Genomic DNA, 19,507 nt, shown 5'->3' with positions numbered 1-19,507 from the left:
CTTTGGAGGGAGAATCGGAACCTTGCGGCCTTCAGGCTAGCGCCGCGAGGCGGCCTTAGCGAACAGTAAACGGATGTGATGCGATATACTGTGCGGAATCATTACGTCCAGAGCGCATGAGCAAAGCGGCCGCCCCCCAGATCGAGCTCGCCAGCGCCGATCCCTCGATCGCGCAGGAGATGACGCGCTGGCTGGCGCATCTCGGCGCCGAGCGGCGGCTGTCGCCGAAGACGCTGGAGGCCTACGGCCGCGATCTGCGGCAGTGCCTGGATTTCCTCTGCAATCATTGGGGCGAGCGCGTGACACTGGCGCGTTTCGCATCGCTTGAAGCCACCGACATCCGCGCCTTCATGGCGATGCGCCGCGCCGACGACATTGCCGGCCGCAGCTTGATGCGCGCGCTGGCGGGCCTGCGCTCGTTCGGCCGCTTCCTCGAGCGCGAGGGCAAAGGCAAGGTCGGCGCCCTCTCCGCGATCCGCGCGCCGAAGGTGGCCAAGAGCCTGCCGAAGCCATTGCCGATGGCGTCGGCAAAACGTCTTGCCGATGCCGACGAGCGTGCCGGCGAGGAGCGCGAGACCTGGATCCTGGCGCGCGATGCCGCCGTGATGGCGCTGCTCTATGGTTCGGGCCTGCGCATCTCCGAAGCGTTGGGGTTGAAGCGCCGCGAGGTGCCGCGGCCCGGCGAAGGCGACGTGCTGGTCGTCACGGGCAAGGGCAACAAGACCCGCATGGTGCCGGTGCTGCAGAACGTGCTGGAGCTCGTGCAGGAATACGCGGCGATGTGCCCGTATCCGTTGCCAGCCGAGGGACCGATCTTCGTCGGCGCACGCGGCGGACCGCTCAGCCCGCGCATCATCCAGCTCGCGATGGAGCGACTGCGCGGCGCGCTCGGCCTGCCCGACAGCGCGACGCCGCACGCGCTGCGCCACTCCTTCGCCACGCACCTGCTCTCGCGCGGCGGCGATCTGCGCGCGATCCAGGAATTGCTCGGCCATTCCTCGCTCTCGACCACGCAAATCTATACCGGCATCGATTCCGAGCGCCTTCTCGAAGTCTATGCCAGCGCGCATCCGCGGCGCTGAGCCATTGCTGAACCAGCGCTGAATAGCCGCTCGATCCTGACATCAAGCTGTCACAGCGTGCGTGCCTCTTGCGCGGCGCCCGCGGTTCGGTCAATCGTGGGGCGCCACGACAGGAGGGGATTTGTATGAGCGCACATGAAAGCATGGAGCATGCCGAGCACGCCGAACACGCGTCCGGGTCGAACAAGAAGATCGCGCTCCTGATCGCCGTGCTGGCGCTGTTTCTGGCGATCTCGGAGACGCTCGGCAAGGGTGCGCAGACCGAAGCGATCAGCAAGAACGTCGAGGCCGCCAATCTCTGGGCGTTCTTCCAGGCCAAGAGCATCCGCCGCACCGTGGTCGTGACCGCGGCCGAGCAGGGCAAGCTCACGCTCGGCGCCACCACCGACGACGCCCAGAAGGCGCTCGTGCAGAAGCAGATCGACGACTGGACCAAGACCGCGCAGCGCTACCGCTCCGAGCCGGAGACCGGCGAAGGCACCGAACAGCTCGCCGAGAAGGCCAAGCACGCCGAGCACGAGCGCGACGAGGCGACCGCAAAGTATCATCATTTCGAGCTGGCATCGGCCGCCTTCCAGATCGGCATCGTGCTGGCCTCGGCCACCATCATCACCGGCATGCTCGCGCTCGCCTATGTCGGCGGCATCTTGACCCTCGCCGGCCTGATCATGACCGCGCTCGGCCTGTGGTGGCCGCACCTGCTGCATTTGCATTGAGGGGCGTGTGGCGGTACACGCGCCGCCACTCGAATGGTGTCATGCCCCGCCTAGTGCGCAATTGCGCACGGGGGCGGGGCATCCAGTACGCCGCGGCCCTTCGGTTCAATCACGACTGCTGGTGGAATACTGGATCGCCCGGTCAAGCCGGGCGATGACAGTTGAGTGTGTGGTGATGACAGTGAGAGCCTGCGGCGAGCAGCCTCTGCAGCGAGCAGCTACCGCGCCTCGTGCACGCTCTTCCTGAAACGCTGGATCAGGCGCAGCGTGCGGGAGGACCAGCCTTCGCCGTTGCCGGCGATCAGTTCGCGAATGCGGCGCTTGATCGGGTCGACCAAGAGGTGCGCCTTGGCGCGCAGCTTCATGACGAGATCGTAGAGCCGCTCGAACCAGTGCATCTCCAGCAGCTTGTCGCGCGTGACGTCGAACACGAACGCGGTGACGCCGACGCCGAGCAGCTTTGCGAACAGGAACGTGGAGACGCCGGTCAGCCAGTATTGATGCGTGAGCAGATACAGGCCGATCAGCTTGAGCGGAAACAGCGGGATGATCGGCACCGCGAACACGATCAGCGTCATGGCCGGCGGCAGCGCATCGACGCGCTCCGTCAGCCATTGCTTGAACCGTGCGAGCGGGATGGCTGCGACAACCCGTGCGACGATCGGCTCGAGATGGTCCCACAGCCAGGCTTCGATCAGGAAGATGATCGCCAGCAGGACCCAGAGCGGTTGAAGTAAGCGGCGCAGCATGTGTTTCCCGCCCGATTCGGAGCTGGGCTTCGCCTACATATGGATGGCCCGCTTGCCCACTGCAAGCGCGGCTTCCTTGACGGCCTCCGAGCGGGTCGGATGCGCGTGGCAGGTGCGGGCGAGATCTTCCGCACTGCCACCGAACTCCATGAGAACGCAGGCCTCATGGATCATTTCGCCGGCCTCGACGCCGATAATGTGCACGCCGAGCACGCGATCGGTCTTCGCATCTGCGAGAATCTTCACAAAGCCGTCGGTGGTCTGGTTGACCTTGGAGCGGCCGTTGGCGGTAAAGGGAAACTTCCCGACGGTATAAGCCGCGCCCGCCTGCTTCAGCTCCTCCTCGGTCTTGCCGACGGAGGACACTTCCGGCGTGGTATACACGACGCCTGGGATAACGTCGTAATTCACGTGGCCGGCCTGGCCGGCGATGATCTCGGCAACCGCAACGCCTTCATCCTCGGCCTTGTGCGCGAGCATCGGGCCTGCGACGACGTCGCCGATGGCATAGACGCCCTTCAGGCTGGTGGCGAAATGCGGATCGATCTGCACGCGGCCGCGAGTGTCGAGCGCAACGCCGGCTTCCTTTAATCCGAGCCCATCCGTGTACGGCACGCGGCCGATGCAGACGAGCACGACGTCGGCCTCGATGGTCTCGGCCGCGCCACCCGCAGCCGGTTCGATTTTCGCAAGCAGTGCCTTGCCATTCGCTTCGACGCCGGTGACCTTCGAACCAAGCTTGAACGCAAATCCCTGCTTTTCGAGGATGCGCTGGAACTGCTTCGCGATCTCGCCGTCCATGCCGGGCAGGATGCGATCGAGGAATTCGACGACCATGACTTCGGATCCGAGTCTGCGCCACACCGAGCCAAGCTCAAGCCCGATCACGCCGGCGCCGATGACCAGCAATCTGCCCGGCACCTTCTCCAGCGACAGCGCCCCGGTCGACGAGACGATGCGCTTCTCGTCGATCTCGATGCCCTTGAGGCGCGCGATGTCCGAGCCGGTGGCGATCACGATGTTCTTGGTCTCGATGACCTGCGACTTGCCATCGGCGGAGACTTCGACCTTGCCGGTGCCGAGGATCTTGCCGGTGCCCTTGAGCACGTCGACCTTGTTCTTCTTCATCAGGAACTCGACGCCCTTGACGTTGCCGTCGATGCCCTGCTGCTTGAAGTTCATCATGGCGGGCAATTCGAGCTTCGGCGCGGAAACGGACACGCCCATCTTGGCGAAGGAATGCCCGGCTTCCTCGAACATTTCGGAGGCGTGCAGCAGCGCCTTGGACGGCATGCAGCCGACATTGAGGCAGGTGCCGCCGAGGGTTGCGTTCTTTTCGACCACGGCGACTTTCATGCCGAGCTGGCTGGCGCGCACCGCGCAGACATAACCGCCCGGTCCGGTGCCGATGACGACGAGATCGTAGGTAGCCATGAGAGAAAGTCCCGTAAGGTTTAGCGTGATGAGGATGTGTCAGCGTCCGCCGGCGCGTCAGCGTCCGCCGGACACATCGAGAGTTGCTGCGGTAACGTAGGACGCCTCGTCCGACAGCAGCCAGACGATGGCGTTGGCGATTTCGTCTGCTGTGCCGACGCGCTTCATCGGCACCAGATGGGCCAGACGATGGGCGCGGTCGGGCTCGCCGCCGGCGGCATGGATTTCGGTGTCGATCAGACCGGGACGGATGCCGGCGACGCGGATGCCTTCGCTCGCGACCTCATAGCCGAGGCCGATGGTGAAGGAATCGATCGCACCCTTGGACGCCGCATAGTCGACGTAAGTGTTCGGCGAGCCGAGCTTGGCAGCGACGGACGACAGATTGACGATGACGCCACCCTTGCCGCCGTGCTTGGTCGACATCCGCTTCACCGCCTCGCGCGCGCAGAGAATGGAGCCGGTGACGTTGACGGCCATGACGCGCTGGATGCGCTCGGCCGACATCTCGTCGACGCGCACGCCGCTCTTACCGACGATGCCGCCATTGTTGACGAGCGCGCCGAGCGTGCCGAACTTGTCGGCTTCCTTGAACAAATCGAGGATGTCGCTTTCCTCGGCGACATCGCATTTCACGGCGATGGCCTTGCCGTTGCTAGCCTCGATTTGCGCGACCACCTCGTCGGCGGCCTGCTTGTTGCTGGCATATACGACGCGGAAGCCGCGCGCGGCCGCCGCAAGCGCGGTTGCCCGCCCGATGCCGCGGCTGCCGCCGGTGATGACAACGACCTTATCCGTCACGCGCGCCTCCATGGTTCGACATGCGCCGTCGCGAATGGCGACGGCGCTCGCAGAGCATCAGGGATCAGAGATCGAGCACCAGGCGCGCCGGATCTTCCAGGCTCTCCTTGACGCGAACCAGGAAGGTGACGGCTTCCTTGCCGTCGATGACGCGGTGATCGTAGGACAGCGCCAGGTACATCATCGGGCGGACCTCGATCTTGCCGCCGACGACCATCGGGCGCTCCTGGATCTTGTGCATGCCCAAGATGCCGGACTGCGGCGCGTTCAGGATCGGGGTCGACATCAGCGAGCCGTAGATGCCGCCATTGGTGATGGTGAAGGTACCACCCTGCATCTCGTCGATCTTGAGCTGGCCGTCACGGGCGCGGCGGCCGAAATCGGCGATGCCCTTCTCGATGTCGGAGATCGACTTGTGGTCGCAGTCGCGCACCACGGGCACGACGAGGCCCTTGTCGGTGCCGACGGCGACGCCGATGTGATAGTAGTTCTTGTAGATCAGGTCGGTGCCGTCGATCTCGGCGTTGACGGCCGGGATGTCCTTCAGCGCCTGCACGACGGCCTTGGTGAAGAAGCCCATGAAGCCGAGCTTGGCGCCATGCTTCTTCTCGAACGCGTCCTTGTAGTGGGCACGCAGCGCCATGACGTTGGTCATGTCGACCTCGTTGAAGGTCGTGAGCATGGCCGCGGTGTTCTGCACGTCCTTGAGGCGGCGCGCGATGGTCTGGCGCAGGCGGGTCATCTTGACGCGCTCTTCGCGGGCGGCGTCATCGGCCGGCGACGGCGCACGCACCTGAACGGCGGCGGCGGGCTGGTTGACCGGCGTCGGCGCGGAGGCCGCACGCTCGATCGCAGCCAGCATGTCGCCCTTGGTGACGCGGCCGTCCTTGCCGGAGCCCGGAACGGTGGAAGCGTCGATGCCGCTCTCGGCCGAAATCCTGCGCACAGACGGGGCGAGCGGCGCATCGGCCGGCGGCGCCTTCGCGGCCGGAGCAGGCGCGGGAGCAGCAGCGGCGGGAGCCGGAGCTGCAGCAGGCTTGGCAGGTGCGGCGGCGGGCTTGGCAGCGCCGGCACCGTCGGTGATCTGGCCGAGCAGCGCGCCGACCGCAACGGTCGCGCCATCGGCGGCGATGATCTCGCTCAGCGTGCCCGCGGAGGGCGCCGGGACCTCGATGGTGACCTTGTCGGTCTCGAGCTCCACCAAGGGCTCGTCGACAGCGACGGGATCGCCGGCCTTCTTGAACCAGCGGCCGATGGTGGCCTCGGTGACGGATTCGCCGAGCGTCGGCACACGAATTTCAGTCATGGTCTTTTCCTTAAGGGATCGCCAATGCGGTCATGAATTTCAAATGTCATCGCCCGCGAAAGCGGGCGATCCAGTACGCCGAGACGTTGGTGATCATCACAAACGGCGCGGAGTACTGGATGCCCCGCTTTCGCGGGGCATGACTCAGTCCAAATTGTCTAGCTCAGTGCTTCGTCCAGGAATGCCTTCAACTGCGCCTGATGCTTGGACATCAGACCAGTCGCGGTCGCGGCGGAAGCGGCGCGGCCGACATAACGCGGACGCCGGCTCACACCGTTCACCTGGTTCAGCACCCATTCCAGATAGGGCTCGATGAAGTGCCAGGCACCCATGTTGCGGGGCTCTTCCTGGCACCACACCATCTCGGCCTTCTTGAAACGCGACAGCTCGGCCACCAGCGCCTTCAGCGGCACCGGATAGAGCTGCTCGACGCGCATCAGATAGATGTCGTCGATACCGCGCTTCTCGCGCTCCTCGTAGAGGTCGTAATAGACCTTGCCGGAGCACAGCACGATGCGGCGGATCTTCTCGTCCGGAACGAGCTTGATCGCCTCGTTCGGCTGCATCTGGGCGTCATCATAGAGGATGCGGTGGAAGGTCGTACCCTTCGCCAGCTCTTCGAGACGCGACACCGCCCGCTTGTGGCGCAGCAGCGACTTCGGCGTCATCAGGATCAGCGGCTTGCGGATCTCGCGATGCAGCTGGCGGCGCAGCACATGGAAATAGTTCGCCGGCGTGGTCGGGTAGACCACCTGCATGTTGTCTTCCGCGCACATCTGCAAGTAACGCTCGAGGCGCGCCGAGGAGTGCTCCGGTCCCTGGCCCTCATAGCCGTGCGGCAAGAGGCAGACGAGGCCGGACATGCGCAGCCATTTGCGTTCGCCCGAGGAGATGAACTGGTCGAACACGACCTGCGCGCCGTTGGCGAAGTCGCCGAACTGGGCTTCCCAAAGGGTCAGCGTGTTCGGCTCGGCGAGCGAGTAGCCGTATTCGAAGCCGAGCACGGCCTCTTCCGACAGCAGCGAGTTGATGACCTCGTAATGGCCCTGCTCGTGGCCGAGATGGTTGAACGGCGTGTAGCGGCTCTCGTCTTCCTGGTCGATCAGGACCGAGTGGCGCTGCGAGAAGGTGCCGCGCTCCGAATCCTGTCCGGACAGGCGGACGTGATGGTTTTCATTGAGCAGCGAGCAGAACGCCAGCGCTTCGCCGGTCGCCCAGTCGATACCGGCGCCGGTGTCGATCGCCTTCGAGCGGTTATCGAGGAAACGCTGGATGGTGCGGTGAACGCGGAAGCCATCCGGCACCTTGGTGATCTTGCGGCCGATATCCTTCAGCGTGGCGATGTCGACGCCGGTGACGCCGCGCCGCGCATCCTCTTCCTGGTCGGCGATCTTGAAGCCGGACCACTTGCCGTCGAGCCAATCGGCCTTGTTCGGCTTGTAGGAGGTGCCGGCCTCGAACTCGGCATCGAGCCGCGAGCGCCAGTCGGCCTTCAGCTTGTCGACCTCGCCCTCGGTGACCACGCCTTCGGCGATCAGGCGCTTGGAGTAGAGAGTGAGGGTCGAGGGATGGGCCGCGATCCGCTTGTACATCACCGGCTGGGTGAACGCGGGCTCGTCGCCCTCGTTGTGGCCGTAACGGCGATAGCACCACATGTCGATGACGACCGGCTTGTGGAACTTCTGCCGGAATTCGGTGGCGACCTTGGCGGCGAACACGACGGCTTCCGGATCGTCGCCGTTCACGTGGAAGATCGGGGCGTCGATCATCTTCGCCACATCCGACGGATAGGGCGAGGAGCGCGAGTAACGCGGATAGGTGGTGAAACCGATCTGGTTGTTGACGATAAAGTGCACGGAGCCACCGGTGCGGTAGCCCTTCAGGTCCGAGAGGCCAAAGCACTCCGCGACCACACCCTGGCCGGCGAACGCGGCGTCGCCGTGCATCAGGAGCGGCATCACGGAGATGCGCATATCCGGCGGATCGCCGTGCTGGTCCTGCTTGGCGCGGACCTTGCCGAGCACGACGGGATCGACGATCTCGAGATGCGAGGGGTTGGCCGTGAGCGACAGATGGATGCGGTTGCCGTCGAACTCGCGGTCCGATGAGGCGCCGAGGTGGTACTTGACGTCGCCCGAACCTTCGACCGCGTCGGGATTGGCCGAGCCGCCCTTGAACTCGTGGAACAGCGCGCGATGGGCCTTGCCCAACACCTGCGTCAGCACGTTGAGGCGGCCGCGATGCGGCATGCCGAGCACGATTTCCTTCACGCCGAGATTGCCGCCGCGCTTGATGATCTGCTCGAGCGCGGGGATCAGCGCTTCACCGCCATCGAGTCCGAAGCGCTTGGTGCCGGTGAACTTGGTGTCGCAGAACTTTTCGAAACCCTCGGCTTCGACCAGCTTCGTCAGGATGGCGCGACGACCTTCAGGAGTGAACGAGATCTCCTTATCGGGTCCCTCGATCCGCTCCTGGATCCAGGCCTTCTGCGCGGCATTGCTGATATGCATGAACTCGACGCCGAGCGTCTGGCAGTAGGTGCGCTCGCAGATCGCGGTGATCTCGCGCAGCGTGCCGAATTCGAGGCCGAGCACATGGTCGAGGAAGATCTTGCGGTCGAAGTCGGCTTCGCTGAAGCCGTAAGTGCGGGGATCGAGTTCTTCGCGGTTGCGCTGGGCTTCGATGCCGAGCGGATCGAGCTTGGCGTGGAAGTGGCCGCGCATGCGGTAGGAGCGGATCAGCATCAGGGCGCGGACGGAGTCGCGCGTCGCCTGAAGCACGTCGGCGGAGGAGATGTCGGCGCCCTTGTCACCTGCCTTGGCCTGCGCCCTGGCGGCGATCTTGGCACCGACCGCCTTCTCGACCTCAGCCCAGTTGCCGTCGAGGGCGGAGGTCAGGTCGTCGTTCGGGGTCAGCGGCCAGTTGTCGCGCTCCCAGGACGGGCCTTCCGCGTTCTTGCGGACGTCGCCCGGCTGGTCATTGAGGCTCTTGAAGAACTCCTGCCACTCGGCATCGACCGAGGACGGGTCCTTCTCGTAGCGGGCGTAGATTTCGTCGATGTAGGTGGCGTTGGTGCCCTGCAAAAACGAAGAGAGGGCAAAGGCTGCGTTCGCGTCCTGGCGAGACATACTTGAGTTCCTGGCGATTTCGGTTCGCGCATAACAAACGGCGCTGGCGTCGGGCTCCCCGGCAGAGGCCCGACGCGACTGGCACCATTTACCCTATTTGCTGCGAAACTTCGCCCGGAAAAGCACGAAGAAGTGAATTAGCCTTTCAACTTTTCGGCAAGCGTGTGACCGAGGCGTGCGGGCGACGGAGAGACGGTAATTCCGGCCGATTGCATCGCTTCGGTCTTGGAACCGGCGTCGCCCTTGCCGCCCGAGATGATCGCGCCGGCATGGCCCATGCGGCGGCCGGGAGGTGCGGTGACGCCGGCGATGAAGCCGACCATCGGCTTCTTGCGGCCGCGCTTGGCCTCGTCCTTGAGGAACTGGGCGGCGTCCTCCTCGGCGGAACCGCCGATCTCGCCGATCATGATGATCGATTCCGTCTTGGGATCGGCCAGCAGCATTTCGAGCACGTCGATGAACTCGGTGCCCTTGACCGGATCGCCGCCGATGCCGACCGCGGTGGTCTGGCCGAGGCCTTCCTGGGAGGTCTGGAACACGGCTTCATAAGTCAGCGTGCCGGAGCGGGAGACGATGCCGACCGAGCCGGTCTTGAAGATGTTGGCGGGCATGATGCCGATCTTGCACTCGCCGGCGGTCATGACGCCCGGGCAGTTCGGCCCGATCAGGCGCGACTTGGAGCCGGCCAGCGAGCGCTTCACGCGCACCATGTCGATGACGGGAATGCCTTCGGTGATGCAGACGATGAGCGGGATCTCGGCGTCGATGGCTTCGCAGATCGCATCCGCCGCGCCCGGCGGCGGCACGTAGATCACCGACGCATCGGCGCCGGTCTTCTCACGCGCCTCGCGCACGGTGTCGAACACCGGCAGGTTCAGATGGATCGAGCCGCCTTTGCCGGGCGAGGTGCCGCCGACCATCTTGGTGCCATAGGCGAGCGCAGCCTCGGAATGGAAGGTGCCGTTCTTGCCGGTGAAGCCCTGGCAGATGACCTTGGTGTTCTTGTCGATCAGGATGGACATGAGGTCTGCTTTCGCGAAACTAACAGAGTGAGAGGGTCAGTGGATGCGGCGGTAGACGCCGGTGAGGACGTCAGCCCAGCCTTCCGCGTCCGGCGAGAACTGGATCTTCAACGAGTAGGAATTGTCGTCGATGATCTCGTAGACGTGGCGCGCATTGCCGCGCAGCGAGCCGCGCACCAGCGTCAGGGTCTTGCCGACCCACCCGCCGGAAGCGGGCGAGGGCGGCGTGTAGCCGAGCGAGTCGTACCAGAACAGTTTGTAGGTCCGGTCGTCACGATCGTAGGTGAAGATGCCGTGGGTCGCGAAGACCTGCTTGCCGTCACGCATCTGCACCGAGTCCTGGATCAGGTAGAACCCGTTGAGATCCATGCGCGCGACGGTGCGCGAGGTCGCCGGTCCGCCTTTGGTCCAGCGCGACGGGAAGACCGTCTCTTCGCCATCCCATTCGCCGGCGAACGCGGCGAGACGCGCATGCTCTGCAAGCGGAGATGATGCGGCGAGATGGTCCTGGGCCATGGCCTTAGCCTCCCTTGACGGCCTTCACGATCTTCTGCGCGGCGTCGTCGAGATTGTCGGCCGGCACCACGTTCAGGCCGGATTCACGGATGATCTTCTTGCCGAGCTCGACATTGGTGCCTTCGAGGCGGACCACCAGCGGCACGCTGAGGCCGACCTCACGAACCGCAGCCGTGACGCCCTCGGCGATCACGTCGCACTTCATGATGCCGCCGAAGATGTTGACCAGGATGCCCTTCACGTTGGGATCGGCGGTGATGATCTTGAACGCGGCCGCGACCTTCTCCTTGCTGGCGCTGCCGCCGACGTCGAGGAAGTTCGCCGGCGACATGCCGTAGAGCTTGATGATGTCCATGGTCGCCATGGCGAGACCGGCGCCGTTGACCATGCAGCCGATGTTGCCGTCGAGCGTGACGTAGTTGAGGTCGTACTTGGACGCCTCGATTTCCTTGGCGTCTTCCTCGGTCTCGTCGCGCAGCGCGAGCACCTCGGGATGACGGAACAGCGCGTTGTCGTCGAACGACACCTTGGCGTCGAGCACGCGGAGCTGACCCTGCTTGGTCACGACCAGCGGGTTGATCTCCAGCATCGACATGTCCTTGGCGACGAAGGCGGCGTAGAGCTGCGCGGTGAGCTTTTCGGCCTGCTTGGCGAGATCACCGGAGAGCTTCAGCGCATTCGCGACCGTGCGGCCGTGATGGCCCATGATTCCGGTCGCGGGATCGACCGAGAAGGTCACGATCTTCTCAGGGGTATTGTGCGCGACGTCCTCGATGTTGACGCCGCCTTCGGTCGAGACGACGAAGGAGACGCGCGAGGTCTCGCGGTCGACCAGGATCGAGAGATAGAACTCCTTGTCGATGTCGGAGCCGTCCTCGATGTAGAGGCGGTTGACCTGCTTGCCGGCGGGGCCGGTCTGCACGGTCACCAGCGTTGCGCCCAGCATCTGCTTGGCGAACTCGGAAACCTCGGCGGCCGACTTGGCAATGCGGACGCCGCCCTTGTCGCCGGCTGAGGCTTCCTTGAACTTGCCCTTGCCGCGGCCGCCGGCGTGGATCTGGCTCTTCACGACATAGACCGGACCGGGCAGCGCCTTGGCGGCGGCCTCCGCGTCGGCGGCCTTGAGAACCGGGACGCCCTTGGAGATCGGTACGCCGAACTCACCCAGCAGCGCTTTGGCCTGATATTCATGGATATTCATATGGTCGCTCCCTGAACCCGCGGGCGGTGACCCTATGGGCCCACCTCAGTCTTGTGGCTGGCATACCATATACCACAGGAACTGCAACCCGGATTCTTTGACTTCGAGATCTCTGGACTGCGGAATTGCTGAACTTGCCGAAAGCCCGCCCGGTCAGCCGGGCCCCGGAAGTGAAACCGCCGAAGACCGGGTTTCGGTCTTCGGCGGGATTGTTTGCGCCTTAGCGGCCGAGAAGATCGGGTGCGATCTTCTTGCAGGCGTCAACCAGGCCCTGCACCGCGCCGACCGACTTGTCGAAGGCCTCGCGGTCCTTGCCGGCGAGCTCGATCTCGACGACGCGCTCGACGCCCTTGGAGCCGATCACGACGGGCACGCCCACATACATGTCCTTCACGCCGTATTCGCCATTGAGATAGGCGGCAGAGGGCAGCACGCGCTTCTTGTCACGCAGATAGCTCTCGGCCATCGCGATCGCCGACGCGGCCGGCGCGTAGAAGGCCGAGCCGGTCTTGAGCAGGTTGACGATCTCGGCGCCGCCGTTGCGGGTGCGGTCGACGATCTCGTCGAGGCGCGCCTGCGAGGTCCAGCCCATCTTGACGAGGTCGGGCAGCGGGATGCCGGCGACGGTGGAGTACTTCACCAGCGGCACCATGGTGTCGCCATGGCCGCCGAGCACGAAGGCGGTGACGTCCTCGACCGAGACGTTGAACTCGTCGGCCAGGAAGTAGCGGAAGCGCGCGGAGTCGAGCACGCCGGCCATGCCGACGACCTTCTTGTGCGGCAGGCCCGAGGCCTTCTGCAGCGCCCAGACCATCGCGTCGAGCGGGTTGGTGATGCAGATGACGAACGCGTCGGGGGCGTACTTCTTGATGCCGGCACCGACCTGCTCCATGACCTTGAGGTTGATGGAGAGGAGATCGTCGCGGCTCATGCCGGGCTTGCGCGGCACGCCGGCGGTGACGATGCAGACCTTGGCGTTGTCGAGCGCTTCGTAGGAATTGGCGCCGGTGTAATGCGCGTCGAAACCGTCGACCGGCGAGGACTGTGCGATGTCGAGCGCCTTGCCCTGCGGCACGCCTTCGGCGATGTCGAACATCACCACGTCGCCCAGTTCTTTCAGGCCGATGAGATGAGCCAGCGTTCCGCCGATCTGACCGGAGCCAATCAAAGCAATCTTGTCGCGCGCCATGTGAACCTGTCCTTTAGACACGTAAGGAGGGAAAACTGATGGGTGGTTATCCCTTTCGCCTCCCTCGTTCAAGTCGGTGGATGCCCATTTGTCGGGCTTGCTGAGAATCCGGCCAGCAAACTCTACGCCGTCATTCCGGGATGCGCCGACAGGCGCAGGCCCGGAATCCATAACCACCATCGGGAGTATGGATTCCGGGCTCGCGCTTCGCGCGCCCCGGAATGACAGCGCTGGCAAATAGGACTTAAGTCTCCACCAGCCCCTTGGTGGAGCCGCTGGCGGTGGAATCCTTGCGGCCGTGGGCCAGCGCCAGATAGGATTCCGAGCTCATCTCGATCAGGCGCGAGGCGGTCCGCTTGAACTCCATGGCCTCGTTGCCCTCGGTGCCGAGGTAGAGCGAGATCGGGTTGGCGTCCGCCGAGGCCATCAGCTTCACGGCATTGTCATAGAGCGTATCGATCAGCGTGATGAAGCGCTTGGCGGCGTTGCGCTGGGAGAAGTCCATCACTGGAATATGGTCGACCAGGATGGTGTGGTAGTCGTGCGCGAGCCGGAGATAGTCGGATGCGCCGAGCGGCTTCTCGCAGAGATCGGCGAAGCTGAAGCGCGCCACGCCATGGGCCGAGCACGGCACGTGCAGGGTGCGGCCCTTGATCGAAATATCGCGCGACTTGCATTTGGCGTTGCCGGTCATCCTGGACCAGGCGCGGTCGAGCGCGGCGTCCGCATCGCCATCCGCCGGCGTCAGCCACATCGGCACGCCCTGGAGCTTCTCCAGGCGGAAGTCGGTGCGGGCGTCGAGCCGCGCGACGTCCATGTGGTCGGTGATCTGCTTGATGAAGGGCAGGAACAGCGACCGGTTCAGGCCGCCCTTGTAGAGATCGTCGGGCGCGACGTTGGAGGTCGCAACCACAACGGTGCCGAGCTCGAACAATTTGGCGAACAGGCGCCCCAGGATCATCGCATCGGCAATGTCGGTGACGTGGAATTCGTCGAAGCAGAGCAGCCAGCTCTCCTCGAAGATCGCCGTCGCCGTCAGCGCGATGACGTCGCCGTCGGCGATCTCGCCGCGCGCGATGCCCTGGCGATAGTCGTAGATGCGCTCATGCGCTTCCGCCATGAACTCGTGGAAATGCGCGCGGCGCTTGTACTCGACGCTCGATTGCTGAAAGAACAGATCCATCAACATGGTCTTGCCGCGGCCGACCTCGCCATGGATGTAGAGCCCGCGCGGCGCATCGTCCTTGTCGCTGCTGAACAGGCGGCTGAGCAGGCCCTGCTTGCGCTGCGGCTTGTAGTTCGCAAGCCGCAGGTCGAGCGCCGCATAGGCCTCGGCGACCTCGGCCTGCGCGGCATCGGGCTCGATCGCGCCGGATGCGATCTGGGCCTGGTAGGCCTCGCGGAATGAGGAGTTCGGGGTGGAGAGCATGGCTCTTTACCGCCAGAGATGGGCGGAAATTGCAAGCCGTGAATTGGTGCGGGGCCTATGCGTTCCGTGTCCCGGACGCAGCGGCGTGCGGACCCACTATTTCGTACATCGCGGCGTCGGCGCTACTCACACAACTCGTAGGCGTCCTCGACGACATACGGACCGCCGCCGGTCGATGCGCGCGACGAGAACAAGACAAAACGTTCGGCCATGAAGGCCTTGCTCGGGAAGTAGCCACGGATCGAGAGATAGTCGGCGACGTCGCGGTCGGTGGCGTCATGCAAACGAGCCAGCGTGACGTGCGGGATGAACTTGCGTCCCTCGGGGTCGAGACCGATCCGCTGCATCATGCGTTCGAGCTCGGCCTGCAATTCCATCAGCGGCTTGCTCGGCGCGATGGTGGCGACCACCGCGCGCGGCTTGCGGCCGCCGAAGCTGGTCAGTCCCTGCACCTTCACCTCGAACGGCTTGCGGTCGACGCGAAACAGCATCGAGGCGATCTCGTTGGCGGAGGCGCCGTCGATATCGCCGATGAAGCGCAAGGTGACGTGATAATTTTCGGGATCGATCCACCGGGCGCCGGGAAGGCCGCCCCTGAGATTGGAAAGCGACTGGCCGATCTCGGCCGGAATTTCCAGACCAGTGAACAAACGCGGCATCGTTCAGCACTCCCGATGCTTGGGTACGACCCTCGAGGCAAGGACCATATCCAAATTAGAGCCGGCGACGAATCACCGGTACCCTGATTCCTATCGCAGTTGTGTGACTCTGCGAAGCATGCCGCGCCTCACCCCGGAAAAACCCTGGGAATTAGGGTTAGCGCTGCCTGTTTTTCAACGTCGTTGCTCGTGGATCGTGCCAACGAATGCCTCCACGGTGGGCATGATCCTGCCGACGATGATGTCGACGCCGGCCGCTGTCGGATGAATGCCGTCGGCCTGGTTGAGCTTGGCGTCGGCCGCGACGCCGTCGAGGAAGAACGGATAGAGCGGCACGTCGAATGTTTTCGCCAGATCCGGATAAATCGAATTAAAGCGCGCAGCATATTCGGCGCCGTAATTCGGCGGCGCCAGCATGCCGCACAGCATCACCGGGATCTTGCGCTCCTTCAGACGCGCAACGATGTCGGTCAGCGCTTTGCGCGTCAAGTCGGGATCGATGCCGCGCAGCGCGTCGTTGGCGCCGAGCTCGACGATCACGCCATCGGTTCCGTCGGGCACCGACCAGTCGAGCCGGTCGCGGCCGCCGGAGGAGGTGTCGCCGGACACCCCCGCATTGGTCATGTCGACGGTTATACCCTTGGCTTGCAAGGCTTTTTGAAGTTTTATAGGGAATGCCTCCTGGCCCGGGAGGCCGAGGCCGGCGCTTAAGGAATCGCCGAGAACGACAAGCTTGACCGGCTTTGTCGCGTCCGCCCAGGCCGGGTTCGCCATCGTCATCAAAGCGAGCATCAACACGGCTATGTGCATGAAGAATCCGCAACGCCTCTCGACCGCGCGTGCGGACTTGCCATATGACCGGACCATGGACACTCGCATCGATCCCTCTTCGCTTGCCGACACCTCGTCGGACACCATCGCCATCTCCAACGTCAATCTCTCATTGGGTACGGGCGCGGCACGCGTTCACATTCTCAAGGATATCAGCCTGCGGGTCGGCCGTAGCGAGACGATCGGCCTGATCGGCCCGTCAGGCTCGGGCAAATCCACGCTGCTGATGGTGATGGCGGGGTTGGAGCGTCCTGATAGCGGAGAGGTGGTGGTGAACGGCACGCCTTTCAATGCCCTCGACGAAGACGCGCTGGCCCGCTTCCGCGGCCGACAGGTCGGCATCGTATTCCAGTCCTTCCATCTGATCCCGACCATGACGGCGCTGGAGAACGTCGCCGTGCCGCTCGAGCTCGCCGGCAATCCCGATGCGGCCAAGCGCGCGGCGCAGGAGCTGCAATCGGTCGGGCTCGGCGACCGCCTGCATCATTATCCGACGCAGCTGTCCGGCGGCGAGCAGCAGCGCGTCGCGCTCGCCCGCGCGCTGGCGCCTGATCCGGCCATCCTCGTCGCCGACGAGCCGACCGGAAATCTCGACGAAGCCACCGGCAAGCAGATCGTCGATCTCTTGTTCAGCAAGCATGCCGAGCGCGGCATGACCTTGGTGCTGGTCACGCACGATTCCTCGCTGGCGCATCGCTGCGATCGCGTGATCCGCCTGCGCTCCGGCCGCATCGACACGCAGACCGCGCCGGCATGAGCACTGTCGCCGAACCGTTCGCGAAGCCGAGCGCCGTCGCGCTGTCGCTGCGTTACGCATTGCGCGAATTGCGCGGCGGCCTGCGCGGCTTCTACGTCTTCATCGCCTGCATCGCGCTCGGCGTGATGGCCATCGCCGGCGTCGGCTCGGTCTCGGCGAGCCTTTCCGACGGCCTCGCCCGCGAGGGCCGCACGCTGCTCGGCGGCGACGTCTCCTTCGTGCTGTTCCAGCGCGAGGCCAAGCCCGAAGAGGTCAGCTTCCTGCGCTCGCGCGGCACCGTCTCGACCGCCGCGACCCTGCGCGGCATGGCGCGCTCCGCCGAGGGCAAGCTCGCGCTGGTCGAGATGAAGGCGGTGGACGGCACCTATCCGATGCTGGGACAGCTGACGCTGTCCCCGCCGATGCCGCTGTCGGATCTGCTCGCCGAGCGCGATGGCGCGTTCGGCGCGGCGGCCGATCCGACGCTGCTGGCGCGACTGTCCCTCAAGACCGGCGACCGCGTCACCATCGGCTCGGCCACCTTCCAGATCCGCTCGACCGTCGAGGCCGAGCCCGACAAGCTCGCCGGCGGCATCGGCTTCGGTCCGCGCTTTTTGATCAGCGAGGCCGGCCTGCGCGCCACCGGGCTGATCCAGCCCGGCAGCCTGGTGCGCTGGGTCTACCGGGTGAAGCTGCCCGATGGCGCCAACAGCGAGCGCGCCACCGAAGCCTTCATCAACGATGCGCGCAACGCGGCGCCGCAGGCCGGCTGGGAGATTCGCAGCCGCTCCAACGCCTCGCCGCAGCTCGAGCGCAACATCAACCGTTTCACGCAGTTCCTGACGCTGGTCGGCCTCGCCGCGCTGCTGGTCGGCGGCGTCGGCGTCGCCAATGCCGTGAAGAGCCATATCGACCGCAAGCTCGAGGTGATCGCGGCCTTCAAGGCGGTCGGCGCCACCGGCCGCGACGTCTTCGGCATTTACCTCGCGCAGGTGCTCCTGCTCGCCGCCATCGGCTCGGTGATCGGCCTTGCGCTCGGCGCCGCCATGCCGTTCGCGATCGTCGGCCTGTTCGGAAAATTGCTGCCGCTGCCGGTAGTGCCGGCCGTGCATGCCGACGAGCTCGCGCTGTCCTTCGTCTACGGCCTGCTCACCGCGCTCGCGTTCGGCCTGTGGCCGCTCGGGCGGGTGCACGACGTGCCGGTGGCCGCGCTGTTCCGCGACACCATCAGCTCCGAATGGCACCGGCCACGCGCGAGCTATCTCGTGTTCATGGGCGTCGTGATCGCGCTGCTCGTCGCGGTCGTGATCGGGCTTTCGTTCGACAAGCGCATCGCCGCGGTGTTCGTGGCATCCTCCGTCGTCGTGTTCGCCCTGCTGCGCGGCATCGCCGCGCTGTTGATGGGAATTGCGCGGCGGCTGCCGCGGACGCGGCTGCCGATGCTGCGGCTGGCGATCGCCAACATCCACCGGCCCGGCGCGCTGACGCCCTCGGTGGTGCTGTCGCTCGGTCTCGGACTGGCCGTGCTCGTCACCATCACCCAGATCGACGGCAATCTGCGCCGGCAGTTCCTGGCGGCGCTCCCTGATCGTGCCCCCTCGTTCTTCTTCATCGACATCCCGAGCACGCAGGCCGAGCAGTTCGACGATTATCTGCGGCAGATCGCGCCCGGCGCGAAGGTCGAGGATGTGCCGATGCTGCGCGGGCGCATCGTCGCCGCGCGCGGGGTCCGCGCCGAGGACCTCAAGCCCACCACGGATTCGGAGTGGGTGCTGCAAAGCGACCGCGGCCTGACCTATACCGCCGAGCTGCCGAAGGGCTCCAAGGTGGTCGAGGGCAAATGGTGGAGCCCCGACTATTCCGGTCCGCTGCTGGTCTCGATGGAGAAGAAGATCGCCGACGGGCTCGACCTCAAGCTCGGCGACGAGATCGTCGTCAACGTGCTCGGCCGCGACATTCCGGCCAAAATCGGCAATCTGCGCACCATCGACTGGCAGGGCATGGGCATCAATTTCGTGCTGGTGTTCTCGCCGAACGCCTTCAAGGGCGCGCCGCACACCCACATCGCGACGCTGACCGAAACCGGGGGCGATGCGGCCGGCGACGGCAAGATCATCAAGCAGGTTGCCGATGCCTATCCGATGGTGACGAGCGTGCGCGTGCGCGAGGTGATGGAGACGGTCGGCTCGGTCGTGACCAACCTTGCGCTGGCGATCCGCGGCGCCAGCGCCGTGACCCTGATCTCGGCGATCCTGGTGCTGGGCGGGGCGCTCGCCGCCGGCCACCGCCACCGGGTCTATGATGCGGTGATCCTGAAGACGCTGGGCGCAACCCGGCTGCGGCTGCTCGGCGCCTATGCCCTCGAATACCTCCTGATCGGGCTCGCCACCGCGGTGTTCGGCGTGATCGCCGGTAGTATCGCCGCCTGGATGATCGTGACGCGGCTGATGACCCTGAGCTTCGTCTGGCAGGCCGGCAGCGCCGCCGGCGTGGTCGCGGCCGCACTGGTCGTCACCGTGGGGCTGGGGCTTGCCGGCACGCTGCTGGCGTTGAACAAAAAGCCGGCTACGGTGTTGCGGAATTTGTGACAAAATGTAGCGGGAGGCCGTGCGGTAGCGGAATCGCACGATTCCTGCGATTAACCACGTCCGCTCGCCAGGATTGTGCCCGAGGGCGACATTCAGCCGCGCGTGGACGGTTGCAGCGAA

General features: G+C 65.1%; 16 protein-coding genes. 4 read left to right on the top strand and 12 right to left on the bottom strand.

The window, feature by feature from the left end; genetic code table 11:
* Positions 1–116 precede the first annotated feature (116 nt).
* Positions 117–1,082 carry a tyrosine recombinase XerC gene (locus AAFG16_RS01000; RefSeq protein WP_342736597.1) on the top strand — a complete coding sequence of 322 codons (966 nt, stop codon included), beginning with the start codon at positions 117–119 and terminating at the stop codon, positions 1,080–1,082.
* 125 nt (positions 1,083–1,207) lie between these two features.
* On the top strand, positions 1,208–1,798 hold the full coding sequence (locus AAFG16_RS00995) for a DUF4337 domain-containing protein (RefSeq protein WP_283083146.1): 591 nt from the start codon (positions 1,208–1,210) through the stop codon (positions 1,796–1,798).
* 218 nt (positions 1,799–2,016) lie between these two features.
* On the opposite strand, the gene AAFG16_RS00990 is transcribed toward AAFG16_RS00995, so the two are convergent.
* From AAFG16_RS00990 to AAFG16_RS00935, 12 genes are all read right to left on the bottom strand, one after another.
* Complete coding sequence (locus AAFG16_RS00990; RefSeq protein WP_342736595.1) at positions 2,017–2,547, bottom strand: hypothetical protein; 531 nt, start codon at positions 2,545–2,547, stop codon at positions 2,017–2,019.
* Positions 2,548–2,580: 33 nt separating this feature from the next.
* The gene (gene lpdA, locus AAFG16_RS00985) at positions 2,581–3,981 is read right to left on the bottom strand and encodes a dihydrolipoyl dehydrogenase (RefSeq protein WP_342736593.1); all 1,401 of its coding nucleotides are present in this window, start codon (positions 3,979–3,981) and stop codon (positions 2,581–2,583) included.
* A 57-nt stretch (positions 3,982–4,038) separates the two neighbouring features.
* Positions 4,039–4,794, bottom strand: a complete 756-nt coding sequence (locus AAFG16_RS00980) for an SDR family oxidoreductase (RefSeq protein ID WP_342736591.1) — start codon at positions 4,792–4,794, stop codon at positions 4,039–4,041.
* 52 nt (positions 4,795–4,846) lie between these two features.
* On the bottom strand, positions 4,847–6,088 hold the full coding sequence (gene odhB / locus AAFG16_RS00975; protein ID WP_283083142.1) for a 2-oxoglutarate dehydrogenase complex dihydrolipoyllysine-residue succinyltransferase: 1,242 nt from the start codon (positions 6,086–6,088) through the stop codon (positions 4,847–4,849).
* Between the two features lie 158 nt (positions 6,089–6,246).
* Entirely contained in the window at positions 6,247–9,216 is a 2,970-nt protein-coding gene (locus AAFG16_RS00970) for a 2-oxoglutarate dehydrogenase E1 component (RefSeq protein ID WP_283083141.1), read from the bottom strand.
* A gap of 137 nt (positions 9,217–9,353) precedes the next feature.
* Positions 9,354–10,238 carry a succinate--CoA ligase subunit alpha gene (gene sucD / locus AAFG16_RS00965; RefSeq protein ID WP_342736589.1) on the bottom strand — a complete coding sequence of 295 codons (885 nt, stop codon included), beginning with the start codon at positions 10,236–10,238 and terminating at the stop codon, positions 9,354–9,356.
* Positions 10,239–10,274: 36 nt separating this feature from the next.
* Positions 10,275–10,754 carry a DUF1579 family protein gene (locus tag AAFG16_RS00960; protein WP_283083139.1) on the bottom strand — a complete coding sequence of 160 codons (480 nt, stop codon included), beginning with the start codon at positions 10,752–10,754 and terminating at the stop codon, positions 10,275–10,277.
* Between the two features lie 4 nt (positions 10,755–10,758).
* A complete protein-coding gene (gene sucC, locus AAFG16_RS00955) occupies positions 10,759–11,955 on the bottom strand; it encodes an ADP-forming succinate--CoA ligase subunit beta (RefSeq protein WP_342736587.1) in 1,197 nt (398 codons plus the stop codon).
* A gap of 220 nt (positions 11,956–12,175) precedes the next feature.
* Positions 12,176–13,144 (bottom strand): malate dehydrogenase, encoded by a 969-nt coding sequence (gene mdh, locus AAFG16_RS00950; protein WP_008145224.1) that lies wholly within the window; start codon positions 13,142–13,144, stop codon positions 12,176–12,178.
* Positions 13,145–13,388: 244 nt separating this feature from the next.
* Positions 13,389–14,573 (bottom strand): cell division protein ZapE, encoded by a 1,185-nt coding sequence (gene zapE / locus AAFG16_RS00945; RefSeq protein ID WP_342736585.1) that lies wholly within the window; start codon positions 14,571–14,573, stop codon positions 13,389–13,391.
* 122 nt (positions 14,574–14,695) lie between these two features.
* Positions 14,696–15,232, bottom strand: coding sequence for an RNA 2',3'-cyclic phosphodiesterase (thpR, locus tag AAFG16_RS00940; RefSeq protein WP_027561862.1), 537 nt, complete (start codon positions 15,230–15,232; stop codon positions 14,696–14,698).
* Between the two features lie 174 nt (positions 15,233–15,406).
* Positions 15,407–16,042, bottom strand: a complete 636-nt coding sequence (locus tag AAFG16_RS00935; RefSeq protein WP_283083136.1) for an arylesterase — start codon at positions 16,040–16,042, stop codon at positions 15,407–15,409.
* Between the two features lie 55 nt (positions 16,043–16,097).
* Between AAFG16_RS00935 and AAFG16_RS00930 the strand changes: the two genes are divergently transcribed.
* Positions 16,098–16,820: an ABC transporter ATP-binding protein gene (locus AAFG16_RS00930; protein WP_092217832.1), complete on the top strand. Its 723-nt coding sequence runs from the start codon at positions 16,098–16,100 to the stop codon at positions 16,818–16,820.
* Positions 16,817–19,387, top strand: coding sequence for an FtsX-like permease family protein (locus AAFG16_RS00925; RefSeq protein ID WP_342736581.1), 2,571 nt, complete (start codon positions 16,817–16,819; stop codon positions 19,385–19,387). The genes AAFG16_RS00930 and AAFG16_RS00925 overlap by 4 nt, the downstream gene beginning before the upstream one ends.
* Positions 19,388–19,507 lie beyond the last annotated feature (120 nt).

This window comes from Bradyrhizobium sp. B117 (assembly GCF_038969555.1).
GTDB lineage: Bacteria > Pseudomonadota > Alphaproteobacteria > Rhizobiales > Xanthobacteraceae > Bradyrhizobium.
The sequence above is the reverse complement of the archived record's forward strand: the minus strand, read 5'-3'. Positions and strand labels throughout refer to the sequence as shown.